22 protein-coding genes, 1 tRNA gene and 1 pseudogene are annotated in these 24,512 nt (G+C 55.1%); 9 read left to right on the top strand and 15 right to left on the bottom strand.

The window, feature by feature from the left end; genetic code table 11:
• Nucleotides 1-80: 80 nt before the first annotated feature.
• Together Electrica_RS00425 and tpiA are read left to right on the top strand one after the other, a co-directional pair.
• Nucleotides 81-680 (top strand): DUF1454 family protein, encoded by a 600-nt coding sequence (locus tag Electrica_RS00425; protein WP_100682879.1) that lies wholly within the window; start codon nt 81-83, stop codon nt 678-680.
• Between the two features lie 110 nt (nt 681-790).
• Complete coding sequence (tpiA, locus tag Electrica_RS00420) at nt 791-1,558, top strand: triose-phosphate isomerase (RefSeq protein WP_015585511.1); 768 nt, start codon at nt 791-793, stop codon at nt 1,556-1,558.
• A 108-nt stretch (nt 1,559-1,666) separates the two neighbouring features.
• Here the strand turns inward: tpiA and Electrica_RS00415 are convergent, their stop codons facing one another.
• The 4 genes from Electrica_RS00415 to zapB form a co-directional block, all read right to left on the bottom strand.
• A complete protein-coding gene (locus Electrica_RS00415) occupies nt 1,667-2,971 on the bottom strand; it encodes an SLC13 family permease (RefSeq protein ID WP_131049311.1) in 1,305 nt (434 codons plus the stop codon).
• 109 nt (nt 2,972-3,080) lie between these two features.
• On the bottom strand, nt 3,081-3,836 hold the full coding sequence (locus Electrica_RS00410; protein WP_142255825.1) for a CDP-diacylglycerol diphosphatase: 756 nt from the start codon (nt 3,834-3,836) through the stop codon (nt 3,081-3,083).
• A gap of 92 nt (nt 3,837-3,928) precedes the next feature.
• Nucleotides 3,929-4,918, bottom strand: coding sequence for a sulfate ABC transporter substrate-binding protein (locus Electrica_RS00405; protein ID WP_100682875.1), 990 nt, complete (start codon nt 4,916-4,918; stop codon nt 3,929-3,931).
• Nucleotides 4,919-5,079: 161 nt separating this feature from the next.
• Nucleotides 5,080-5,325 carry a septal ring assembly protein ZapB gene (gene zapB / locus Electrica_RS00400; RefSeq protein ID WP_086815662.1) on the bottom strand — a complete coding sequence of 82 codons (246 nt, stop codon included), beginning with the start codon at nt 5,323-5,325 and terminating at the stop codon, nt 5,080-5,082.
• Between the two features lie 557 nt (nt 5,326-5,882).
• On the opposite strand from zapB, the gene Electrica_RS00395 reads away from it, so the two are divergent.
• Entirely contained in the window at nt 5,883-6,728 is an 846-nt protein-coding gene (locus tag Electrica_RS00395; protein ID WP_141963024.1) for an MIP/aquaporin family protein, read from the top strand.
• Between the two features lie 21 nt (nt 6,729-6,749).
• Nucleotides 6,750-8,261 carry a glycerol kinase GlpK gene (glpK, locus tag Electrica_RS00390; protein ID WP_141963022.1) on the top strand — a complete coding sequence of 504 codons (1,512 nt, stop codon included), beginning with the start codon at nt 6,750-6,752 and terminating at the stop codon, nt 8,259-8,261.
• A 714-nt stretch (nt 8,262-8,975) separates the two neighbouring features.
• Here the strand turns inward: glpK and Electrica_RS28725 are convergent.
• Nucleotides 8,976-9,077: pseudogene (locus tag Electrica_RS28725) on the bottom strand (hypothetical protein); the annotation flags it as partial.
• Between the two features lie 187 nt (nt 9,078-9,264).
• Here Electrica_RS28725 and Electrica_RS00385 point away from each other — a divergent pair.
• The 4 genes from Electrica_RS00385 to Electrica_RS00370 all read left to right on the top strand — a co-directional run bounded on the left by Electrica_RS00385 (nt 9,265) and on the right by Electrica_RS00370 (nt 15,720).
• Nucleotides 9,265-10,656, top strand: a complete 1,392-nt coding sequence (locus tag Electrica_RS00385) for a nucleobase:cation symporter-2 family protein (protein ID WP_141963019.1) — start codon at nt 9,265-9,267, stop codon at nt 10,654-10,656.
• 158 nt (nt 10,657-10,814) lie between these two features.
• Entirely contained in the window at nt 10,815-12,527 is a 1,713-nt protein-coding gene (locus Electrica_RS00380; RefSeq protein WP_141963017.1) for an AsmA family protein, read from the top strand.
• Nucleotides 12,528-12,767: 240 nt separating this feature from the next.
• Complete coding sequence (locus Electrica_RS00375) at nt 12,768-14,327, top strand: PTS transporter subunit EIIC (RefSeq protein ID WP_131049308.1); 1,560 nt, start codon at nt 12,768-12,770, stop codon at nt 14,325-14,327.
• A 13-nt stretch (nt 14,328-14,340) separates the two neighbouring features.
• Entirely contained in the window at nt 14,341-15,720 is a 1,380-nt protein-coding gene (locus tag Electrica_RS00370; RefSeq protein WP_141963015.1) for a family 4 glycosyl hydrolase, read from the top strand.
• A gap of 92 nt (nt 15,721-15,812) precedes the next feature.
• Here Electrica_RS00370 and Electrica_RS00365 read toward each other — a convergent pair whose 3' ends face one another.
• The 10 genes from Electrica_RS00365 to Electrica_RS00320 form a co-directional block, all read right to left on the bottom strand.
• Nucleotides 15,813-16,544, bottom strand: a complete 732-nt coding sequence (locus Electrica_RS00365) for a MurR/RpiR family transcriptional regulator (protein ID WP_141963013.1) — start codon at nt 16,542-16,544, stop codon at nt 15,813-15,815.
• Between the two features lie 85 nt (nt 16,545-16,629).
• The gene (locus Electrica_RS00360; protein WP_141963011.1) at nt 16,630-17,310 is read right to left on the bottom strand and encodes a D-lyxose/D-mannose family sugar isomerase; all 681 of its coding nucleotides are present in this window, start codon (nt 17,308-17,310) and stop codon (nt 16,630-16,632) included.
• Nucleotides 17,307-18,224: an ROK family protein gene (locus tag Electrica_RS00355; protein ID WP_141963009.1), complete on the bottom strand. Its 918-nt coding sequence runs from the start codon at nt 18,222-18,224 to the stop codon at nt 17,307-17,309. The genes Electrica_RS00360 and Electrica_RS00355 overlap by 4 nt, the downstream gene beginning before the upstream one ends.
• Before the next feature lie 48 nt (nt 18,225-18,272).
• Nucleotides 18,273-19,133 (bottom strand): ketose-bisphosphate aldolase, encoded by an 861-nt coding sequence (locus Electrica_RS00350; protein ID WP_100682864.1) that lies wholly within the window; start codon nt 19,131-19,133, stop codon nt 18,273-18,275.
• 80 nt (nt 19,134-19,213) lie between these two features.
• Entirely contained in the window at nt 19,214-20,065 is an 852-nt protein-coding gene (locus Electrica_RS00345; protein ID WP_141963007.1) for a class II fructose-bisphosphate aldolase, read from the bottom strand.
• An 11-nt stretch (nt 20,066-20,076) separates the two neighbouring features.
• Complete coding sequence (locus Electrica_RS00340; RefSeq protein WP_141963005.1) at nt 20,077-21,168, bottom strand: PTS fructose transporter subunit IIC; 1,092 nt, start codon at nt 21,166-21,168, stop codon at nt 20,077-20,079.
• Between the two features lie 23 nt (nt 21,169-21,191).
• A complete protein-coding gene (locus Electrica_RS00335) occupies nt 21,192-21,506 on the bottom strand; it encodes a PTS fructose transporter subunit IIB (protein WP_141963003.1) in 315 nt (104 codons plus the stop codon).
• Nucleotides 21,507-21,527: 21 nt separating this feature from the next.
• Nucleotides 21,528-21,998, bottom strand: coding sequence for a PTS sugar transporter subunit IIA (locus tag Electrica_RS00330; protein WP_142255824.1), 471 nt, complete (start codon nt 21,996-21,998; stop codon nt 21,528-21,530).
• A gap of 10 nt (nt 21,999-22,008) precedes the next feature.
• Nucleotides 22,009-23,580 carry a BglG family transcription antiterminator gene (locus Electrica_RS00325; protein ID WP_141963001.1) on the bottom strand — a complete coding sequence of 524 codons (1,572 nt, stop codon included), beginning with the start codon at nt 23,578-23,580 and terminating at the stop codon, nt 22,009-22,011.
• 189 nt (nt 23,581-23,769) lie between these two features.
• Nucleotides 23,770-24,030, bottom strand: coding sequence for a hypothetical protein (locus Electrica_RS00320; protein WP_141962999.1), 261 nt, complete (start codon nt 24,028-24,030; stop codon nt 23,770-23,772).
• Between the two features lie 243 nt (nt 24,031-24,273).
• On the opposite strand from Electrica_RS00320, the gene Electrica_RS00315 reads away from it, so the two are divergent.
• A tRNA-Sec gene (locus Electrica_RS00315) sits at nt 24,274-24,368 on the top strand.
• Nucleotides 24,369-24,512: the final 144 nt, after the last annotated feature.

The following is a 24,512-nucleotide window of genomic DNA, read 5'->3' as shown; positions in this document are numbered from 1 at the left end:
TTACCCTGAAGCCGTCAGTTTTTGACAAGCGCGACGGTTCCCGTTTTAATCGTCTGCAGGCAAAAAAAGGAAAGACCGGCATGAAGACGTGGATGACTGTATGTTTGATTGGGCTAACGGCCTTATCCGTCGGCCCGAAGGCGTTGTCCGCAGTATCCGAATCCTCCGCCACGGCCTCTTATCTGCTGGCGGGCGCCCCAACCTTTGATATGTCAATCAGCGACTTTCGGGAAAAATTCAATGCGGAGAATCCTAAGCTTCAGCTGAATGAGTTTCGCGCCATTACCTCCAGCCGCGACAGGGAAAATCTGACGCGAGCGGCGAGCAAAATTAATGAAAACCTCTACGCCTCCACGGCGCTGGAGCGCGGTACCCTCAAAATAAAATCGATGCAGGTGACCTGGCTGCCGATTCAGGGGCCCGAACAGAAGGCGGCTAAGGCCAAAGCGCAGGAGTATATGAGCGCCGTGTTACGCATGTTCGTGCCCACCTTAAGCGGGGCTCAGAGCCAGCAAAAACTGCAGAAAATGCTCGCCGCCGGCAAGGGAAAGCGTTACTTCGCTGAAACGGAAGGGGCGATACGTTATGTTGTCGCAGACAACGGTGAAAAAGGACTGACCTTCGCTGTTGAACCGATTAAGCTGGCGCTATCTGAAACGCTGGAGAGCAATAATAAATGACAAAAAGCAAAGCCTTTCCAACGATGAATCTCTATACTGTTTCACAGACCATGCTACCCTGACGGGTGGCTATATTCCTTAATTCGCTTAACGTAGCGTGGAGAATTAAAATGCGACATCCTTTAGTGATGGGTAACTGGAAACTGAACGGCAGCCGCCATATGGTAAACGAACTGGTTGCTAACCTGCGTACCGAACTGGCTGGCGTTTCTGGCTGTGCCGTTGCAATTGCTCCGCCAGAAATGTACATCGATCTGGCTAAGCATGCGGCAGAAGGTAGCCACATTCACCTGGGCGCGCAGAACGTTGACCTGAACCTGTCCGGCGCATTCACCGGTGAAACCTCTGCTCAAATGCTGAAAGATGTCGGTGCTGAATACATCATCATCGGTCACTCTGAGCGTCGTACTTACCACAACGAGTCTGACGAGTTCATCGCTAAGAAATTCGCGGTGCTGAAAGAACAGGGTCTGATTCCGGTTCTGTGCATCGGCGAAACTGAAGCAGAAAACGAAGCGGGCAAAACGGAAGAAGTGTGCGCACGTCAGATCGACGCCGTTCTGAAAACTCAGGGCGCTGCGGCATTCGAAGGCGTGGTTATCGCTTACGAACCTGTCTGGGCAATCGGCACCGGCAAATCAGCCACTCCGGCACAGGCTCAGGCCGTGCACAAATTCATTCGCGATCACATTGCGAAAGCAGACGCGAAAGTCGCTGAACAGGTCATCATTCAGTACGGCGGTTCCGTTAACGCTTCTAACGCCGCAGAACTGTTCACCCAGCCGGACATCGACGGCGCGCTGGTTGGCGGCGCTTCCCTGAAAGCAGACGCTTTCGCGGTAATCGTTAAAGCAGCTGAAGCAGCGAAAAAAGCATAATCTGCTTTAACCCCCAGCCTCCCGGTAGCATCGCGCTTAACCGGGGCGACGGGGTAACGAAGGCCCGGACAACGCGCGCAGGCGCCGCATCCGGGCTTTTTTATGCCGCTATAATTTCCCCAACGCCTGATACCACAGATAGTCCAGCGGCAGCAGAATCAAGTAGCTCACCGCCGCCAGCGTAATACACAGCAGCATCCCCGCCCGCGCCGGCACTTTTCCTAGCCCCATCGCCACCACAATCGGCGACGCCTGATACGGCAGCAGCGGCGTGGAATAGCCCAATACCTGAATCATAATCACGCTCAGCAGCGGGAAACCGGTGGCATCGGAAAAGCTCTGCGCAAAAGTGGTGTACAGGGCGGGTACGCCGTTGGCCGTCATAATAAAGTTCAGCGCGCTGGTTATGCCGGTTAAGGCGAGGAAGCTGGTGAACGGACTCTCTTTGTCGAGCGGCACCACCTGCAGCAGCGCATTGCCGACCATCTCGCCTGTTCCGGTTTGGGTCACGGTAATCGCCAGTCCGAGGATCCCGGCGACGTAAATACAGGTGCGAATATTGACCCCGCTGGCAAACTCCTCCCCGCTAATAAAGCCAACCCGCGGCAACAGCGTGACGACCGCGGCGGCCAGCCCCGTCCAGGCGGGTCCGATACCGTGCCAGCTCTCGCTCACCCACAGCACCAACACCACGGCCAGCAGCCAGGCCAGGCGCTTCTCGTCCCGGCTCATCGGCGGGAGCGGCGTCAGCTCACGCGGCGGATGAGGCTTGCCGGGGAACAGCCAGCAAATCAAAACGATTAAGATCCCCCCCTTCAGCCAGCCCAGCACCGGCGTGTGCAGCAGCAAATATGGCAGGTAATTAAGGTGAATCCCGTACGAACCTTCGGCCGCGCCGCTCATCACCAGGTTTGGGACGTTGGCGGGCAGAATGGTCGCCGACAGCTGAAAGGTCCCAAAGCCCACCGCCAGCGCCAGCCCATACCAGGCCCGCGTGCCGTCGGCGATACCGGCCCGTTTCGCCATCGCCGCCACGATGGGCATCAGCAGCGCGATGCGCCCCATATTCGACGGCATCACGAAGGCCAGCGCATAGCTCAGTAGCACGACGCTACCCACCATCAACGGCCAGGAGTCCGTCAGTCGCGCCGATAGCGCTTGCGCCGCCCGGTCCGCCAGCCCGGTTTTACGAATCGCAATCCCGAGGACGAAGCCGCTAAACACCAGCCAGAACGCCGACGAGGCAAATCCGCCAAAGATAACGTCCGGCGGCGCAATTTTGACCATCATCGCCACCGCGAAAAACAGCAGCGCGGTCATAAACTCCGGCAACAGCGAAGTCGCCCACAGCACAATGGTTAGCGCGACAATCAGCGAGGGAAGGAACAGAGGGTGAGAAAACCAGAGCGACATACCTGTCTCCTGTCGTTTTTTTCAGCAAGAATACGATCGGGGACGAGGCAGGTAAACCTATCAAAAAACAGAAAGCCATGCAGAAACCTGCATGGCTCAGCAATAAAGGCTAATTCAGGATCGCGCAGCGATGATCCTGGAGCTCTTCAGCGGAAGCGCGATTCAGGGTCAGCAGGTTACGTTCGGTCGCCAGCAGCACCAGCGAGCCATCGCTCTGTTTCGCCAGCGCCAGGGCAAAGCGCCCCATATGTTCACGCGCCTCTGGTACCTCCTCCGCCAGCATCAGAAACGGGCTACGCTGGGCCAGTTCGGACTCGGTGACTCGCCGCGCGAGATATTCATGGCCGAGTAAACCGCCGGGAAACGGCAGCCAACGGCTGCTGATCGCGGTGACATGGCTATCCAGACGGGCGCGCACATCTTCGCGTAAGCAGGAGATATGAATATGAAAATGGTTTTGCGTGCGCCCGCTACGGGAGTTAATGGCTAGCGACACGGCGCTGTCCGCTACCGCCGAACCGCGGCGCTCGCTCATGATGTCGCGCCCCTGCCACGCCTGCCAGAAGAAGTTCGGCGTTAACGGGTTAAGCAGCAGCGGGCTCTCGGTGCCGTTAATGCGGTATGTCGGCATCAGCAAATACTGCAAGGGCCCGTTACGATCTTTAAACAGCACGTAGCCGCCCTTCAGATTGACGTCGGCACACGGCGATGGGGTTTGATGCTGCTGTTGATTAGCAACGCATTGCTGCAAAACAATCTGTCGCAGCGCGTCAGGGTTACCGGAATGCAGCCAGTACCAGCCGCCAGCCACCGCTGCCAGCACAAGCGCTAACAGCAGCCATACAAGGTATCGTACTCTTCTCATCATCTTTTCCTGTCCAGCCAGAAACGGAAGAGTAGCGTAGTTTGATGACCAAATGAAAACGCCCGGTCATTTAAACCGGGCGTTCAGGGAAATTAACGCTGACTGATTTGGTCGAAAGTGCCGCCGTTTGAGAAGTGCTCTTTCTGCGCCTTAGTCCAGCCACCAAATTCCTGGTCGATGGTGAACAGCTTCAGTTTCGGGAATTCATCGGCATATTTTTTGGCGATTGCCGGGTCACGCGGGCGATAGAAGTTCTTTGCCGCAATCTCCTGGCCTTCCGGCGAGTAGAGATACTTCAGGTAGGCGTCAGCCACCTGGCGAGTGCCTTTTTTATCGACCACTTTGTCCACCACCGAGACGGTCGGCTCGGCAAGAATCGATTCGCTCGGGGTGACAATTTCAAACTTATCTTTACCCAGTTCGTTCGTCGCCAGCAGCGCTTCGTTCTCCCACGCAATCAGCACATCGCCGATCCCGCGTTCAACAAAGGTATTGGTCGAACCGCGCGCGCCGGAGTCCAGCACTTCGACGTTTTTATACAGCGCCTTCACAAACTCCTGGGCTTTTGCCTGGTCGCCGTGATTCTGGTGCAGGGCATAACCCCAGGCGGCCAGGTAGTTCCAGCGTGCGCCGCCGGAGCTTTTCGGGTTTGGCGTAATCACCGACACGCCCGGTTTAATCAGGTCGTTCCAGTCATGGATCTGTTTGGGGTTGCCTTTACGCACAAGGAACACGATGGTGGAGGTATACGGTGCCGAGTTATCCGGCAGGCGTTTCAGCCAGTTTTTATCAATACGGCCACGTTCGGCGATCGCATCAACATCGTAGGCCAGCGCCAGGGTCACGACATCGGCTTCGATACCGTTGATCACCGACGTCGCCTGTTTGCCGGAGCCGCCATGCGACTGGCGGATCACTACATTGTCGCCGGTTTCTTGCTTCCAGTGCGCGCTGAATGCCTTGTTGTACTGTTCGTACAGCTCGCGCGTCGGATCATAAGATACGTTTAATAACTGAATGTCTTTAGCCAGAACGCTGGCGGATGCCAGCAACAGAGTTAACCCAACGCCCCACTTATTCATCGCACCGCTCTCTTTATGTCGTGTTGTGATGAGTTAAGCGTGCCAGAAAGCGAAACAATGATTAAAGAATAAAAAAAGATTGGCTATAACTTGTGAGTATATGTAAACGGAGGGGGAAATGCTGACCCCCTCCAGGAGAGGAGAGGGTGAGGGCGAGAGGGTTACACTTCTTCCATGCGACCCAGCAGCGCCTGCAGACGATCCTGCCAGCCCTGCAGCTGTTCTCTCAGCTGACCGTTTTCACGCTCCAGCTCTTCACGACCGTGCTGTGCGCCCTGAACTTCCTGCGCCAGCGTGTTGTTTTTTTCTTTCAGCTCTTCGATTTCCATCTGCAACAGAGTGATGGTATCAATCGCCTGCTGTACTTTTGATTCTAATTTCTCAAACACTTCTAATGACATCGTCATACCTCTCCTGAACTTGCAAGGCGTTGATAGAGTACTATCCCGTACACGTCGTCCTTCAAGCTGCTTCTGCGTTAGCGGGGTCTTCCCGACCACTTACCGAAGTAAGCGGCGAGGATTCATTCGCTTGCCGTTTTGACACATCCCGAATGATGTTGTGTACCTACGCGGTGACGCCTTAACGAAAATAAGCGCACTACAGTGGTCATGCAGTCGATTGTATGAATCCCCGCCTTCCCTGTCCAGCGACAACCCGCGCAGATTGCGGTTTGCCACACTTTTCAGTCTTTACCTGGCGTCGTCGGCGCGTTTCTGCGTAAGTTATCCGGCAATTGTTAATCAATGGGTTAACGAAATCCGCCGGAAAAGCGGGTCAAATGTGTCACAGCACGCGTTTATGGCGCGAAAACGCTCATTTTCTTGACGAAGCACACACATTTATATTTCGATATTTCTCGTTTTTGTTCGTTAACGATAAATTAACACTATGCCTACAAGGCAGCGTGGTCGTAGACGACCTTTAGACATGCAATAACCACCACTTCGCTTCAGGATTCTATATGAGCCAAACATCAACATTAAAAGGCCAGTGCATCGCAGAGTTCCTCGGTACCGGGTTGTTGATCTTTTTCGGCGTTGGGTGCGTCGCGGCGCTCAAAGTTGCAGGAGCCAGCTTCGGTCAGTGGGAAATCAGCATCATCTGGGGTCTGGGGGTAGCCATGGCTATCTACCTGACCGCAGGCGTATCCGGTGCGCACCTTAATCCGGCGGTCACTATCGCATTGTGGCTGTTTGCCTGCTTCGACGGGCGTAAAGTTGTTCCTTTTATCATTTCTCAATTCGCAGGCGCCTTTTGCGCCGCGGCGTTAGTTTACGGGCTTTACTACAATCTTTTCTTCGATTTCGAACACAGCCACAATATGGTGCGCGGTAGCGTCGAAAGTCTTGAACTGGCAGGTATTTTCTCTACTTACCCGAACCCACATATCAATTTTGTGCAGGCTTTCGCGGTAGAAATGGTGATTACCGCTATCCTGATGGGCGTTATCCTGGCCCTGACCGATGACGGCAATGGTATTCCGCGCGGTCCGCTGGCGCCGCTGCTGATCGGCCTGTTGATTGCGGTTATCGGCGCCTCCATGGGACCGCTGACCGGATTTGCGATGAACCCGGCCCGCGACCTCGGACCCAAAACGTTCGCCTGGCTTGCCGGCTGGGGCGACATGGCCTTCACCGGCGGTAAAGATATTCCTTATTTCCTGGTGCCGCTGTGCGCACCGATAGTGGGCGCCGCGCTGGGCGCGTTCAGCTATCGTAAGTTGATCGGCCGCCATCTGCCTTGCGACACCTGCGTCGTGGAAGAGAAAAAGAGCTCCTCGACGACCCAACACAACGCTTCGCTGTAATCTGACTACGGGACTCATACTATGACCGACAAAAAATATATCGTTGCGCTCGACCAGGGCACCACCAGCTCCCGAGCCGTTGTGATGGATCACGATGCCAATATCGTCAGCGTATCTCAGCGTGAATTTGAACAAATTTATCCGCGTCCAGGCTGGGTTGAACATGACCCGATGGAGATCTGGGCGTCACAAAGTTCCACGCTGGTTGAAGTGCTGGCAAAAGCCGATATTAGCTCCGATGAGATAGCCGCTATCGGGATCACCAACCAACGTGAAACCGCCATTGTGTGGGAGCGGGAAACCGGTAAACCGATCTATAACGCTATCGTCTGGCAGTGCCGCCGTACCGCAGAAATCTGTGAGCAGCTCAAACGCGACGGCATGGAAGAGTACATTCGCAAGGCCACCGGCCTGGTGGTTGACCCGTACTTCTCCGGCACCAAAGTGAAATGGATTCTCGATCACGTGGAAGGCGCCCGCGAGCGGGCAAAACGCGGCGAACTGCTGTTCGGAACCGTGGATACCTGGCTGGTGTGGAAAATGACCCAGGGCCGCGTCCACGTGACCGACTACACCAACGCCTCGCGAACCATGCTGTTCAACATCCACGATCTGGACTGGGACGACAAAATGCTGGAGGCGCTGGATATTCCGCGCGCGATGCTGCCGGAAGTGCGCAAATCTTCCGAGGTATACGGTCAAACCAATATCGGCGGTAAAGGCGGCACGCGTATTCCTATCGCCGGTATCGCCGGTGACCAGCAGGCGGCGCTGTTCGGCCAGCTGTGCGTCAAAGAGGGGATGGCAAAAAACACCTACGGCACCGGCTGCTTTATGCTGATGAATACCGGGGAAAAAGCAGTCACCTCAACGCATGGCCTGCTGACCACTATCGGCTGCGGTCCACGCGGGGAAGTGAACTATGCGCTGGAAGGCGCGGTATTCATGGCCGGCGCCTCCATTCAATGGCTGCGCGATGAAATGAAGCTGATCAACGACGCCTTCGATTCCGAGTATTTTGCGACGAAAGTGAAAGACACCAACGGCGTGTATGTGGTTCCGGCCTTTACCGGTCTCGGGGCGCCATACTGGGACCCGTATGCGCGCGGCGCCATCTTCGGTCTGACCCGCGGGGTGAACGCCAACCATATTATTCGCGCCACGCTGGAGTCTATCGCCTATCAGACGCGCGATGTGCTGGAGGCCATGCAGGCTGATTCAGGGATTCGTCTGCACGCCCTGCGCGTCGACGGCGGTGCCGTTGCCAACAACTTCCTGATGCAGTTCCAGTCCGATATTCTGGGCACTCGCGTCGAACGCCCGGAAGTGCGTGAAGTGACGGCGCTGGGTGCCGCTTACCTCGCCGGTCTGGCCGTCGGCTTCTGGCAAAATCTGGATGAGCTGCAGGAGAAAGCGGTGATTGAGCGCGAGTTCCGCCCGGGTATCGAAACCACCGAGCGTAACTATCGCTACAACGGCTGGAAAAAAGCGGTGAAACGCGCGCTGGCGTGGGAAGAACACGACGAAGCATAAGGTCTGGGCTTCATCCCGGAGGCGGCGCTTATCGCGCCTTGTCCGGGCTACAAAAAGCCAAAACCGCACAGAACCGTAGCCCCGGTAAGCGTAGCGCCACCGGGGAATCTCCCGCAAACGGCGCGCATCGCCCCTCGTCCGCGCGACAACAGCCAAAACCGCACAGAACCGTAGCCCCGGTAAGCGTAGCGCCACCGGGGAATCTCCCGCAAACGGCGCGCATCGCCCCTCGTCCGCGCGACAACAGCCAAAACCGCACAGAACCGTCGCCCCGGTAAGCGTAGCGCCACCGGGGGATATCCCGCAAACGGCGCGCATCGCCCCTCGTCCAGGCGACAACAGCCAAAACCGCACAGAACCGTAGCCCCGGTAAGCGTAGCGCCACCGGGGGATATCCCGCAAACGGCGCGCATCGCCCCTCATCCAGGCGACAACAGCCAAAACCGCACAGAACCGTAGCCCCGGTAAGCGCAGCGCCACCGGGGAATCTCCCGCAAACGGCACGCATCGCCCCTCATCCAGGCGACAACAGCCAAAACCGCACAGAACCGTAGCCCCGGTAAGCACAGCGCCACCGGGGAATCTCCCGCAAACGGCGCGCATCGCCCCTCGTCCGGGCGACAACAGCCAAAACCGCACAGAACCGTAGCCCCGGTAAGCGCAGCGCCACCGGGGGGAATCTCCCGCAGGTGTGTACCACCTCTGGTTTTTTTATTAGCCGAATACCGGCAACGGCAGATATCGCTTAATCACCAGCGCATTTACGATATTAATAAAGAACGCACCGACCATCGGAGCCACCAGAAACGCCCTATGAATAGCGCAAAAAAATAACATAAACAGATACTTTGTTTTGATATTGATACGATCAATCATGCAAAACGTTAATGAATAACCGCCCGCGGTTTGTTGTATAAATATTTCTCAGCAAACGCTGGCAAACGTTTGCTTTTGCACGACAGTCCGATAAAATTCCCGCTTTGCCACCTTGGGATTGTTTGTGATGTCCGTTAACACCGCCGATTCAGAAGCTGCGCAACCGGTTGCGCATAAAACAACCAGCGAATTAATCTACCGCCTCGAAGACCGCCCGCCGCTGCCGCAAACTCTGTTCGCCGCCTTTCAGCATCTGCTGGCGATGTTTGTCGCGGTCATCACGCCGGCGTTGTTAATCTGTCAGGCGCTGGGCCTTCCGGCTCAGGACACACAGCACATCATCAGTATGTCTCTGTTCGCATCCGGTGTGGCATCCATCATTCAGATTAAAGCCTGGGGACCGGTTGGATCCGGCCTGCTCTCTATTCAGGGCACCAGCTTTAACTTCGTCGCTCCGTTGATTATGAGCGGTACCGCGCTGAAAACCGGCGGTGCCGACGTGCCAACGATGATGGCCGCGCTGTTCGGCACCCTGATGCTGGCAAGCTGCACGGAAATGGTCATCTCGCGCGTCCTGCACCTGGCCCGCCGGGTGATTACGCCGCTGGTCTCCGGGGTGGTGGTGATGATTATCGGCCTGTCGCTGATTCAGGTCGGGCTGACCTCCATTGGCGGCGGCTACTCGGCGATGGCCGACCATACCTTCGGCGCGCCGAAAAACCTGCTGCTGGCGGGTATCGTTCTGGCGCTGATCATTATTCTTAACCGCCAGCGCAACCCGTATCTGCGTATCGCTTCCCTGGTTATCGCCATGGCGGCAGGTTATCTGGCGGCCTGGCTGCTCGATATGCTGCCGGCAAATACCGCGCCCGCCAACGATAGCCTGATTACAGTCCCGACGCCGCTCTACTATGGCCTGGGCATCGACTGGAGCCTGCTGCTGCCACTGATGCTGGTGTTTATGATAACCTCGCTGGAAACCATCGGCGATATCACCGCCACCTCTGACGTGTCGGAACAGCCGGTCTCCGGTCCGCTGTATATGAAGCGCCTGAAAGGCGGCGTGCTGGCTAACGGCCTGAACTCCTTTGTTTCCGCCGTCTTCAATACTTTCCCTAACTCCTGTTTCGGCCAGAATAACGGCGTGATTCAGTTGACCGGCGTCGCCAGCCGCTACGTCGGCTTCGTGGTGGCGCTGATGCTGATCGTACTGGGCCTGTTCCCGGCGGTCAGCGGCTTTGTCCAGCATATTCCGGAACCGGTGCTCGGTGGCGCAACGCTGGTGATGTTCGGTACTATCGCCGCATCCGGGGTACGCATCGTCTCCCGCGAACCGCTGAACCGCCGCGCGATTCTGATTATCGCCCTGTCGCTGGCAGTGGGCCTCGGTGTCTCCCAGCAGCCGCTGATTCTGCAGTTTGCTCCTGACTGGCTGAAGAACCTGCTCTCCTCGGGGATTGCCGCCGGCGGCATCACCGCGATTGTTCTGAATTTAGTCTTCCCGCCAGAGAAAAACTAAGCCTGCCTGCCCCCCCGGTCACGCGATGCTGACCGGGGAAATCCTGACGTCTTATGGGTATCGGCAATCTCACATCATCCCATTAAACAATTCCTGTCTTGAGGATTGCGCATAATTCGGGCATAACAGCCTTACGTACTCGCTCAGGATGTAAGATCATGAAATTTCCTGGAAAGCTGGTCCTCTGGCTCACGATCGTCCTGCTGGCCGCCATCGTTGCTGCCTGGTTCCTGCTACAGACCCACTGGGGTTCACGCCAGGCCAGCGCCTGGCTGAGTAAAGGTACCGGCTGGCAGGTCTCCTTCGATGCGATGGATCACAGCTTCTCTTCACCTCTCCACCTGCAACTGCAAAATGTCACTTTCGGGCGCGACGGCAAACCGCCGACGCTGGTCGCTAAAACGGTGGATATTGGCTTCAGTACCCGCCAGTTCAGCGATCCGCTGCACGCCGACGAGATTGTGCTTAGCGACGGGACGTTAAATCTCTCGCCGTCTTCCGCTTCTTTACCCTTTGCTGCCGACCGTTTGCAGTTGCGCAATATGGCGTTTAACAGCCCGGAAACCGGCTGGGCGCTGAGCGCGCAGCGCGTCGACGGCGGCGTCAGCCCGTGGGCGCCGGAAGCAGGCAATGTGTTGGGCAAAAAGGCCCAGATTCAGATGAGCGCAGGCTCGCTGACCCTGAACGGCGTTGCAGCCAGTAACGTGCTGATTCAGGGAAGCCTGGATAATGGCGAAGTGACGCTATCCACGCTGGGCGCCGATATTGCCCGCGGAACGCTCACCGGCAACGCCAGACGCAGCGCCGACGGCAGCTGGCGGGTTGATAATCTGCAGCTCAACGAAATTCGCCTGCAGAGCGATAAATCGCTGGCGGAATTCTTTGCCCCGCTGACCCACGTCCCTTCTCTGCACATTGGCCGTCTCGACATGACCGATGCCCGCCTGCAGGGACCGGACTGGGCAGTGACCGATCTCGACCTTAATCTGCGCAACCTGACCCTGAGCCAGGGCGGATGGCAAAGCGATGACGGCACCCTGTCGATGAACGCCAGCGAATTTATTAACGGGTCGCTGCATCTGCTGGATCCCATCGCCAATGCGGAATTCTCACCTCAGGGCATCGCGCTGCGCCAGTTCACCTCGCGCTGGGAAGGCGGAATGGTACGTACCTCCGGCAACTGGCTGCGCGCGGGTAACGCGCTGGTGCTGGACGACACCGCCTTTGCCGGGCTGGAATATACCCTCCCGGCCAACTGGAAACAGCTGTGGATGGCGTCGCTGCCGACGTGGCTGGAAAGCCTGACGCTGAAGAAATTCAGCGCCAGCCGTAACCTGGTTATCGATATCGACCCCACATTCCCGTGGCAGCTAACCGCCCTTGACGGCTACGGTGGCGAACTGCAGCTGGTGAAAGATCATCGCTGGGGCGTATGGAGCGGTAGCGCTACGCTGAACGCCGCCGCCGCCACCTTTAATCGCGTTGACGTTCGCCGACCATCGTTGAAGCTTAACGCCAACGCCTCAACGGTCAATATCACCGAGCTAAGCGCCTTTACCGAACGCGGTATTCTGCAGGCCACCGCTGCGGTGTCGCAGCTTCCCCAGCGCCAGGTCACGCTCAGCCTGAACGGTCGCGGCGTACCGCTGAATCTTCTGCAGGCCTGGGGCTGGCCCGCCCTGCCGGTTTCCGGCGATGGTAATTTCCAGCTGACCGCCAGCGGCAGCGTGCAGGCCAATGCGCCGCTGAAACCGACGGTTAACGGCCAGCTCAGCGCGATAAATATGGAGAAGCAGCAGGTTGCGCAAGTACTGCGCAACGGCCAGTTGAACAACGGACCGGCGCAGCCGCTTCCCTCCCCAGCACCCTAATCTCCCGTCGCCCTCTCTCCGCCTGAGAGAGGGCATCGCTCGGGTCTTCGGCCATCCGCTTCTCGTTCCGCCCCCTCAGGCACTCCTTTCTCTCTGCGAAACCTGTGTGCATTTTGCGGCTATCTGTACCTATTTCCCGCAACATGTTTCTTTAAAAGTTCGGAGTTGCTATAAACAAAATACTGGAAGTAGAGATAACAATGAAAAACCCTATGTAAATATAAAAATAAAGGAACGACTATGTCCGCAATACGTCAACGTATTCTGGAGAATATGCAAAAATTCTCCAGAGCAATGATCGGTGCAGTCTTGTTCTTGCCCGTCATTGGCCTGATTCTGGCACTCAGTTCTGTCTTAACCAACCCGACATTAATTTCTGAAACCAGTTTTTTACATCAGTCAGGACAATTACTCGGTGATACGTTCTGGCCGCTATTTGGCAATCTTGGATTACTTTTTTGCGTCGGTATTAGTTATGGACTGGCGAAAGATAAAAAAACAGAAGTCGCCCTGGTTTCCGTCATGTGTTTTATTATGTTTCTGGGCGCCAACCATTCGTGGCTGGAACATATCCACGGCATCGCCGAAAAAATTAATGGCGAGTATTACGGCACCGGCCAGACGCAACTGCTGGGTTTTGTGGTCGTCGATATGGGGGTGTTCCTCGGCATTATTCTCGGCTGCACCATCGCCTGGGTGCATAACAAAGTCTCGAACATCGAACTGCCCGGCGCGCTGTCAATGTACGGCGGCGCCAAGCTGACCCTGGTGGCCATGACCCCGGTGGTGATTTTCTATGCCATCGCCTTCACCTGGATCTGGCCGTTTATGACCCACGGTATCGGGGCATTAACCGGATTTATGAAAAATGCCGGCGTGGCGGGAGTTTTCGTTTATGGCTTCTTTGAAAAATTCCTCATCCCCACCGGCCTGCACCATTTCGTCTGGTCGCCGTTCCAGCTCACGCAAATCGGCGGCACGCTAAACGTCGACGGGCAGGTGGTTTCCGGTACCCAGGCGATTTTCCTCGCCTATATGCGTCACCCGGACCTGACGCCGGTCATGAATGATGCGCTACGTTTCTCGCAACAGGGGATGACCACGATTTTCGGCCTCGCCGGCGCATCGCTGGCCTTTTATCACACGGCGAAACCGGAGAAAAAGATGATGGCGAAGGCGATTCTGCTACCCGCCATTATTACCTCAATGCTCACCGGGATTACGGAGCCGATTGAGTTCACCTTCCTGTTCGTGTCGCCGCTGCTCTGGGTGATTCATGCCACCCTGACCGCCGCGTCACAGGCGATTTGTGACCTCTTTACCGTTCGGCCATGGGGCGCATCCGGGCTTATCGAATTTCTGATTTATAACCTGCCGCTGCCGGTCTCACTCACACGCTGGCCTGGGTATGTTCTTATCGGTCTCGGTCAGTTCGCCGTTTATTACGTTATTTTCCGCACCCTGGTGGTGAAGCTGAATTTGAAAACGCCGGGCCGCGAAGATGACGACAACGTGAAACTCTACAGCAAAGCGGATTATCGTAAAAAGGTTGGTAATACGCAGTCGGTGACCGATGAGATTATTAATGGCCTCGGCGGAAAAGAAAATATTATTTCCGTCGACAACTGTTTCACGCGCCTGCGCGTGGTGATTAAAAATATGGATTTGGTTGATGATCTCATATTAAAAAATACCGGTGCCAATGGCGTCGTACGCAATCGTAATGAAGTTCAGGTTATTTATGGCGTCAAAGTGGGACAGGTTCGTTCCCAGGTTGATAGCTGGCTGGCAGAAAATTAATTGGGAGTGATGTATGAAATTAACCGTATTAGGCGGGGGCGGCGTTCGCTCTGCATTTCTGGCGAAATCGCTGGCTTATAACGCCCACCGCATTGGTTTAACGGAAGTGGTATTTCTGGACAGCTCGGAAGATAATCTGGCCCTGTTTGGTGAAATTGCCCGTTACGTATTTAATACGATTCGTCCTGATATTGCGTTCAGTACAACTACCGAGCCGGTCGCTGCGCTGAAAGGCACAAATTATGTGATTACCACCCTGCGAGTTGGCGGCGATGAGAGCCGGATTCGCGATGAGCGTATTGCGCTTGAGCATAATACCTTAGGCCAGGAGACCACCGGCGCCGGGGGGTTTGCTATGGCGATGCGCTCGATCCCGGCGATCCTCAACTACTGTCGCCTGATCGAAGAGCATGCCGCCGAGGATGCGATCCTGTTTAACTTTACCAACCCGTCGGGGCTGGTGACCGAGGCAATCATCAAGTCTGGCTTTAAGCGCCGCGTGTATGGCATTTGCGATGCGCCGTCGGAGCTGATTCGCGAACTGCCGGAGATTCTCGGCTGCGATGAGCGCGATCTCAGCGTCGAGTGCTACGGGCTGAACCATTTCTCGTGGTTTACCCACATTACCGTGCGCGGGGAAGAGGTGACCGAACGCCTGATCGCCAACCCGGATTTATACCGTAAAACGGCAATGCAGTATTTTTCGCCGCAGCTGGTTCAGCTGTGTGATAAGCAATTACTCAACGAGTATCTCTATTATTACTATTATCGCGAGGTGGCGTTAAAAGCGATTCAGGAGGCGGACGAAACGCGCGGCGAGCAGATTGCCCGTATCAATCGCGATATGCGGGACGCGCTGCGCGGCATTGATGTGAAAGCCGATCCGCAGACGGCGTTTTCCCTGTGGATGAAGCACTACCTGCGCCGGGAAAATAGCTACATGCAGAGTGAATCGCAGCAGGAGAAATTCCATACCCGCGAACCGTTAACCCTGCGCCAGTTTATCGAGGAGCCGGATACCGGCGGCTATGCTGGGGTGGCACTGGACATTCTGGAGGCGGTCAACAGCCGCACCACCAAACGAATCGTGGTCTCCATCCCCAATAACGGCACTCTCGATTTCTTGCGTCCTGACGATGTGATTGAGGTAAGCTGCGACCTGAGCAAAGACGGCTTAAAACCGGTGACGCCAGCGCACGTGCCCACGGCGCAGAAAAACATGATTGCCAGCGTGAAAGAGTATGAGCGGCTGGCGGTGGCGGCCATTTTACAGCGTGACAAATCCCTGGCGATACGCGCATTGATGGCGCATCCGCTGATCGGCTCTTTTTCGCTGGCTAAAACCCTGGTCGAGGCCTATCTCGACGACGCGCAGTTCGCCGACTGGCAATAAACGCCCGGTTCGATCCCCGGATGGCGGCTAACGCCTCATCCGGGCTACCGGATAAGGCATGATTGGCCGGTTTTGTCGCCCGGACAGGCGCGTCACACGCCGCCTCCGGGGTTCTGCGTCTGTATAAACCACATCTTCAGCAGCCGCTCAAACCCGAGTATGCAGTAACCGAAAAACGGGTTACTCCAGTAAATATCATCGTCGAACTTCTGCGGGTCATGAATAATAAATGCGGTATCCGCCGCCTGCGCCAGCGGGCTTTGATAATCGCCGGTAAAGCAGACCAGATTAATCGCCTTCCCTTCCAGCGCCTTCACCCAGTTCAGGGCCGAGCTGCTGCGCCCGGATTTTGAGACGATCCAGATGGAGTCGAATTTCGCCGCGTTCTTCTGCTCCAGGATTTCGTAATCCGGCCACAGCGCGAGACTGGCGTTAACGCCGGTCACCAGGAACTTATTATAAATATATTGCGCAATCAGCTGAGAAAAGCCGCTGCCGTGGATTAGGATCCGCTGATGCTGCAGGCTTTCCAGCAGCGGCGCCAGCCGCTCTGTCGGCTGAATACTCATGTAGTCGATGTCGTTGGTGACATCGAGTTTCGGCATGGTGATATTGAATTTAATAAAATAGACCAGCTCCAGCCAGCCGCTGAACTTCAGCTTCTTCGCCAGCCGCACCAGCGAGGAGGGGTTGCTATAGCAGCGCTCAGCGACGCTGCGGATACCTTCCCGCACACACTGCTCAGGGTCATTCTGGATAAAGCGCAGCACGGTCATTTCCGTTTTGCTCAGCTTGACGTCACGAAAGATATTTTCTAAGTCCATTGCGGGCTCCTCTCAGCGGCAGATTACGCTACCACCGGAGGGAAAATATGTCTGTGGGACGAATCACTGTGTGCCGCTCAGGCTCTCAGCGTATTTGTTCATATTCACTGCATAACAACCATCTTGCGGGTTCATCCTCCTCAATCGACGGGAAGCGCCCGTCCGCATCGAGAAAGCGGTTATCCGTACGATCGTCATTGACCATCGAGATTTCCCAACCCATCACGCCCCTCTTTTCGGCCCAGAAACGGTGATAAAGGCGCACAGGCAGACTGACGCTCTGCCCAGGATGCAGCACCAGCGTCTCGCCGGGTTTCAGCGTGCGTGGGCAACCATCAACAGCCACGCTGACGCGGCGCTGATTATCCAGCTGTTGGTCTTCCGTCGCCCAGGCCAGCTGCATACACAGGTTGCCGCCGCCGCGGTTAATGATGTCTTCCATCTTGTGGTAGTGGAAATGCCAGGGAGTTTGCTGATCTTGTTGAATCTGCAACATTTTTTCCGCATAAGGTTTAGCATAACGCGGATCGGATAGCGAGCCGTTGCGCAACGTCAGCAGCGTCAGGCCGGTGTCGTTAAAACAGCCGCTGCCGAAATCCGTGATATCCCATCCGAGCCGCAAATCGTGGATCTCTTGCCAACCTTCTTTCCGCTTTTGCGGCCAGCACGGCGCCGTAACGCGGGCAAATTCCGGCAGACTAATGCGGAAGGTTTCGGCCATCGCCAGCGCTTTATCTATCGCATAGTTAATCTGTGAACGTTTCATGATCGGACTCCGCTTCGCACGGCCAGCCAGGCGGCGCCACGCATGCCGCTACTGTCGCCATGCCGCGCAGAAATAATGGGGGTGATAAAATGGTCAGTGAAGACGTGTGGCGCGACCTCCGGTTGTAAATCCGCTACCAGCAACGTCGCATTGGATAAACCGCCGCCCAGTACAATCACGCCGGGGTCAAGGATATTGACGATAGTCGCCAGCGTCCGCGCGAGCTGTTGACGAAAACGGTAGACCTGCTGGCAGGCAGCGGATTCTCCCGCCTGCGCACGGGCGATAATCTGCTCACTCGACAGGCTGTCGCCGGTCAGCAGGCGGTAGCGCTCGCTCAGCCCCGTTGCGGAAATAAAAGACTCCACGCAGTTGAGCCTGCCGCAGTAACAGCGTGTCGGAGGCCCATCCTCGGTGCCGGAATAACCCGGCAGAGTGATGTGCCCACACTCTGCGGCAATTCCCGAAGCTCCCACGACGGGCTGGCGTTCGAAGGCAATACCGCCGCCGCATCCGGTGCCCAACGTCATCCCGAAAACCAACGAAACGCCCGCCCCTGCGCCATCGCATGCCTCTGATAAGGCGAAGCAGTTGCCATCGTTAGCTAACACCACCGGTTGTCCGAGTTGCTGCTCGAGCGCATCTTGTAAACGATAACCGTTAATCACCTGGATATTGGCATTACGAATGGCGCCATGCTGCGGCGAAACGCTGCCCGGCAGCGCGATGCCAATGGCCATCGGCGCCCCTGTCTCCACGCGGATAGCGGCAATGAACTCCACCATTGCCGACACAAATGCCTGACGACTTTCTTTACGCGTGGCGCAGCGAAAACGCCCGACTTCCTCTCCCCGCTCATCCATAACGACGGCGGCGATTTTCGTCCCGCCGACATCCAGACCAAGGTAATTCATCGTTGCCTCCTGCCCGTCAGAAGGCGGGTTCCCCCGCCTTTTACCCCGTTAATACAGGTTTGCTTTACCGGTGGAACCAAACAGCTTCATTTTGTGGCGAATCACTTCGCGCGCGGCGTTGATCGGCTCCGGATAAATCACGTTCGGATCCCACCAGCTCTCTTTAGCCAAAATTTCACGCACCTTCCGGAAGTAGGCATATTTCATATCGCTGGAAATATTGATTTTCCCGACGCCAAGGGTCACCGACTCGGCAATCTCCGCATCCGGATTGGCGGAGCCGCCGTGCAGCACCAGCGGAATCGATACACGTCCGGCGATATCGCGCAGAATGTTCATCTGTAGTTCAGGCTGCATCCCTTTTGGATAGATGCCGTGCGCGGTACCAATCGCCACCGCCAGAGTGTCGACGCCTGTCCGGGCAACGAAATCCTGCGCCTGCGCCGGGTCAGTATAGGTAACTTTCGACACCCCGCCCTCCACGGAGGTCCCCGTCTGGCCAATAGTCCCTAATTCCCCTTCGACGGAGACGCCGACCGCATGCGCCAGCCTGACCACTTCCTCGGTTAAGGCGACGTTTTCCTCATAGGGCAGCAGAGATCCATCGATCATCACCGAGGTAAAGCCACACTGAATCGCGCGCAGTACATGCTCGACAGAGGCGCCATGATCGAGATGCAAAGTAAAGGGCACCCGGCTACGCCGCGTAATGTCGCGCACGTAGCTAAAAAAGGAATCACCGACAAAATCATGCTCGCTAGGGTGAATGGAAATAATGGCTGGCGTATTGGTGGCTTCCGCTTCTTCCACAACAGCGCGAATAAAGCAGCTATCGGCAACATTAAACGCGCCAATGGCAAAGCCATGCTCACGGGTCGGTTTCAGTAATTCTTGCATGGAAACTAACATGGTTTTCTCCAGTTTCAGGGTGTAGTTAGCCCTGCCAGGGCGGATATGCGCTGGCATGAAAGGCATGACTGATAAGTGAATCAGGCCCGGTCTATTGCGCCGGACGCGTGTAAGTAAGGGACGATAGCTTCAGCGCTGGCATGCTCCATCACGGCCATGGCATCGGCCAGCTCGAGGGTGCTGTCGTGACACAAGGTATGCAGTAGCGCGGCCTTCCCGGCTTCAAATACCGCCGCGCCGACGTTGATTTTCGCAACGCCAAACGCCGGGCAGCGTGCAAGCTGTTCGAATGGCGTACCGCTGCCGCCGTGCAGGGCTAATGGCACCGAAGAGGCTCGTTGCACCTCCGCCAGGCGGTCAAAATCCAGCGCTGGCGTGACCCCCGGAGCATACATCCCGTGGGCTGTGCCGACGGAAACCGCCAGCAGGTCAATGCCGGTTTGGGCAATAAAAGGGGCAACATCCGCCGGCTGCGTCATCAGATCGGCATTAGTCATATGGTCATAGCGCGGGGCATCCGCCAGATGACCCAATTCGCCTTCCACACAAAGCCCGACGCTGGCGGCCAGCGCGGTGACCTCACGGGTCTGGCGAATATTCTCCGCGAGCGGGAACGCCGAGGCATCAATCATCAACCCGCTAAATCCGGCGCGGAAGGCCTGGCGGATCTTCACCGGGTCTTTACCGTGATCGAGGCTTAGCGTGACGGGAACGCTGGCCGCTTCGGCCAACGTTCTGGCCACCGCCAGCGCCATTGCGGGCGGGAAATGCGACAGATGCCCCTGGTACAGATTGAGAATAATCGGCGCCCGATATTTTTCCGCCATGCGTACTGCGGCACGAGCGCTCTCCAGATTCATACAGTTAATCGCCAGCAGGGCATATTGTTCACGCCAGGCTTTCGCTACCATCTGCTTCATATCAGCAAACATAGGGCCTCCGTTTACTCAAGGGTGAAGGTGATTTCATCGTCGGCGACCTTTTGGTCGCTCAGTTCATCAAACTCTTCGTCGCGTTCGGTGACCGGCTTTTTCCACAGCGACAGCATCACGCCGCAGATAACCGTCCCAATCGCCAGCGCCAGGCAAAACAGCAGTGGATGGGTGAACAGCGGTACGACAAACATCCCGCCGTGTGGAACCGGGCTTTCCACACCCCAGGTCATAATCAATCCGCCCGCCACCGCCGAGGCCACCACACAGGACCCCACCACGCGAAGGAGATCGCGCGCCGCAATAGGGATCACACCCTCCGTAATCATGCAAATGCCCATCGGGAAAGCGGCCTTCAGCGCTTCGGTTTCGGCGCGGGTATATTTGTGGCGGGTTAACAGGAAAGACAGCGTAATGCCGAAGGGAGGAATCATCGATCCGACGAACTTCACGGCTTCCGGACCATAAACCCCGCTGACCAGCAAGCCGTCGGCAAAGAGCGACATGGTTTTATTGACGGGTCCGCCGAAGTCGAAGGTGGCCATCGCTCCCAGGATAGCCCCCAGCAAAAATCGCGAGCCGCCCTGCATCGACTCCAGCATGTGAATCAATGCCTCCTGCAGCCAGGCGATGGGCTTGCCTATTAAGGTCATCATCAACAGGCCGCTGATAATGGTGCTTAATACCGGTAGCACCATGATTGGCATCAGCCCCTGCATCGACTTTGGCAAGCGCACGTAATGTTTCAACAGCAGTACCGTGTAGCCCACCAGAAAACCGCCAAGCATCCCGCCGATAAAGCCGGTATGAATCTGTCCGCAGACGAACCCAACGATAAGCCCTGGCGCAAAACCCGGTCTGTCAGCAATGGAGTAGGCGATTGCCGCGCAGATCAGCGGGACAATAAGCCCCATACCCCAGCCGCCGATTTGGTTTAGCATCCAGGGGATGGTCCCCACTTTCTCCGCGACATCAGTACCGCCCAATACCTGACCGAGGGCAATACAAATCCCGGCGGCAACAATCAGCGGTATCATCCATGAAATACCGGTTAATAAATGTTTTTTAATTTCCTGCGAGACAGGCGTTTTATTTTCACTCATGGTAGATCCCTCCAGAATAAGGATCAGGCATTAGCTAAGGATTTCTCAACCTTTTCGATAAACTGAATCGGTGACTTAATAACGACTTCCGTTTTCACGCGAACAATCCGTTTGTTTTTAAAGCGTTCTTCACCTTTGATTTTTACATCTATAGCGAGAATAACAACGTCAGCGGCAGCGATATCTTCTGGTGTAAGCTCATTCTCAGTACCAATCGTACCTTGAGTTTCAACTTTAACATTGTGGCCCAGCGCCCTGGCGCCTTTAATTAACTTCTCACGTGCGATATAAGTATGAGCAATACCTGCGGTACAAGCGGCAACACAGACAATATTCATCTCAGACTCCAATATTTATAGTTAGTAAACATCCGACTCAGCATACTGACTAAATAAATCAATAATCTTCTGCGGACTGGTTTCTTCGAGCAATTGCGCAATGATGTCATCATCAGCCAGCGCCCCGGCGACCTGGGACAACAAGCGAATATGGGTGGTATTTTGGTCTTCCAGGCGAACGGCAAATAAAATAATACAGCGAACATGACTACCATCCAGCGTTTCCCAGGCAATATCCTGACGGGTGCGGCCAATCGCCAGCGTGGTATTGACAACGGCGGATGATTTTCCATGAGGAATAGCAATATGATTCTCAAACCCTGTCGAACCTTCCGATTCGCGCTGCCAGACATCCCGAATAAAAGTTTCACGACAGTTAATCGCACCATCTTTCTGAAGCAGATCGGTTAACTCTTCGATAGCTTCCGCTTTATTCCGGGCCTGCATATCCAGCAAAACACGTTTAGTATTTAAAATTCGGGTGATGTCCATATTATTTACCTCATGGATATAAAATTTCATTGCTGGCAGTTGACGCTGCCGCGTGGTGTAATTTCTCAGTAATCACTTTTTCAGTAACCCGCTTGATATCGGCATCGTTAAAAAATGCGCTGACATAAACCACCGGTAGCGCAATTTCCGGCAAATGAATCGTCGAGATCACCAGCTCAATATTGTCCTGGTCCTGAAACGTATGCAGACTTCCTGCGGGCAACACGCCAACGATGGTCCAGTCGGGAAAAGCTCTGAGCACCCGGCTTTTCAACAGATGCGAGGTGCCGATTCCCGTAGAACACACCAGCAGCACCCGCTTTCTGGCAACCTGCCTCTCCATCGCCGCCTGAAAATGGACGGTTAAATAACCGACTTCATCTTCCGAGACCGCCTTATCACCCCAGGCAGAAAATATCTGATTCACCACCCGGAGGGTTAGCGGCCACACATCCGTAAGTTCGCCTTTGATATCCTCCAGCAGCGGATTACGGATATAAATATGATAATTCAATCGGTTAAGCAGTGGTTTTATATGAATGAGCAACCCTTCATATAACGCGGTGTCATGCGCAAGATCGATATCAACCAACGTGGAAAAAAGCGCGATCAGCCGGGAGGTTATTTTCCTGGCCTCATCGCTGGAGTGGAGATTACGCAGCATGCTGACATCATCACGTTCCTCCACCACCACGCCCGATGAGATAATGTATTGATAAATAAACCAGCTTTCATCTTCCGGTAACGGATGGGCAATGCGCGCCTCTATTTTTTGCAGCATGTTTTGCGCGATACAAAAAACAGACTCATCAAACAGCGGGTGGCCCTGTTCCCGGCGCGGTAACGCATTTCCGCGGGTGATCCGGTACATCATAATCAGGATATGGGTGAAGATATTGACGTAATAAGGTTCGCCCAACGACCAGCTCAGTTTACGTTCCCTTTCTTCAAGAAGTGACTGAACAAATAGCACATCCTCTTCGCCAAAATAGTGCACCAGCGCTTTATAGCTGCCGCTGTCGAGACGAGAATGGATAATACTCCCGGGCTCATTATGATTAATAACGCCGTTAATTAATGAGGCCATTGCCTGACGGACATGCGATTCACTGCCTTCAATATGGGTCCCACTCTGGCTGCGAATTAATACCAGCCCGAGTGGGGTAATCCATGATTCAATTACTTTTAAATCATTAACAATCGAGGCACTGCTGATAAAGTAGCGTTCAGATAATTTATTGATCGAGGTTTCTCGCGGCGTTTCACTTAATAGCTGAGAAGCAATTTTCACGCGCCGTGAATTATTCATCATCGCATCGGTATCATCACCTTCGGTACCCAGCAGCTGGTCTAGTTGCAACAGGTCGGTGACATTTTCGGCCAGCAGCATCACACCAGTACCGGCCCGTTTATCAATACTGATTTTCCAGTCAGAGAGCCATTGTTCGAGAAAACGTAAGTCACGCTGAACCGTTTTTTCTGAAACATTTAGCTGTTCAGCTATTTTTAATAACGTAACGTATTCTCTTTTTGGCAGGAGAAATTTTAATAATCTGTTCTGTCGCGAGGTAACCATTTGCATTATTTACCCTTTTTGCATAGCAGATTAATGCCAATAAGACATCGCTATACGACGCGATCTCTACGGAAATCATTGAGGATAAATATAGGGAGGCACGGTGTAAACAACAATACTAAATCGTGTCCGGATATCCGGACAGAAATAAAACAGGATGGAGAAAGAAAAAATATTTATAAGTCAGATCACATTTCAGCAATAAATATACGTGATAACGATCTCAATTCGCAGAAAGAATAACTCTGGCGATGTCCCACTGGTGCTGCGATTTATCTCCTGCAGCCTCATCATCACCGCCTTCAAAACGCAGGCCACAGCGTCATCCGCTGCCGGAACCTGACTCACCGCCTCGCGGCCATCGTCGGGCAGGCGCTGCTGGCAAGCGATATCCTCGTTTCTGACGTAATCCGCCTGGCGAGCGTGATTATCCACCGCTTCAGGGTAGTACGACATTTCAGCGACCAGGCAGTAGCATACCGGTCCGCCTGCTCCCGTGACACACATTATCTGTCTTGTTTTCTACGATTGCGGTTGCCTGAAAGGGTGTAAAAAAGTGTAACCCATGGATTTTGAACGGAATTGTTTCAGACTGTTCTGCAAAGTCCAGTTTTAACAGTAAAAAAGTGCGTTTAGGTATGTGGTAAATCCCTGAAAGTAGCTATAATGCGCCCCGCCTCCATGTAGCAATCGAGGCGCGGAAGATCGTCATCTCCGGTGAGGTGGCTGGACTTCAAATCCAGTTGGGGCCGCCAGCGGTCCCGGGCAGGTTCAACTCCTGTGATCTTCCGCCAGTTTGCTGCCCCTGAATCCTCCCCCCTATGCAATAAACCATACCGCTGCCATGGCAATCCGTTATGTCATCCTGTGGCCAACTCATGGCGACCCAGACCGATTTTCAGCTTTTCAATATAACTCTTATCGCCCAGGCCCCGTTT

Source organism: Klebsiella electrica (genome assembly GCF_006711645.1).
In the GTDB taxonomy this organism is placed as follows: domain Bacteria; phylum Pseudomonadota; class Gammaproteobacteria; order Enterobacterales; family Enterobacteriaceae; genus Klebsiella; species Klebsiella electrica.
This window is presented reverse-complemented; position numbering and strand designations above follow the sequence as displayed.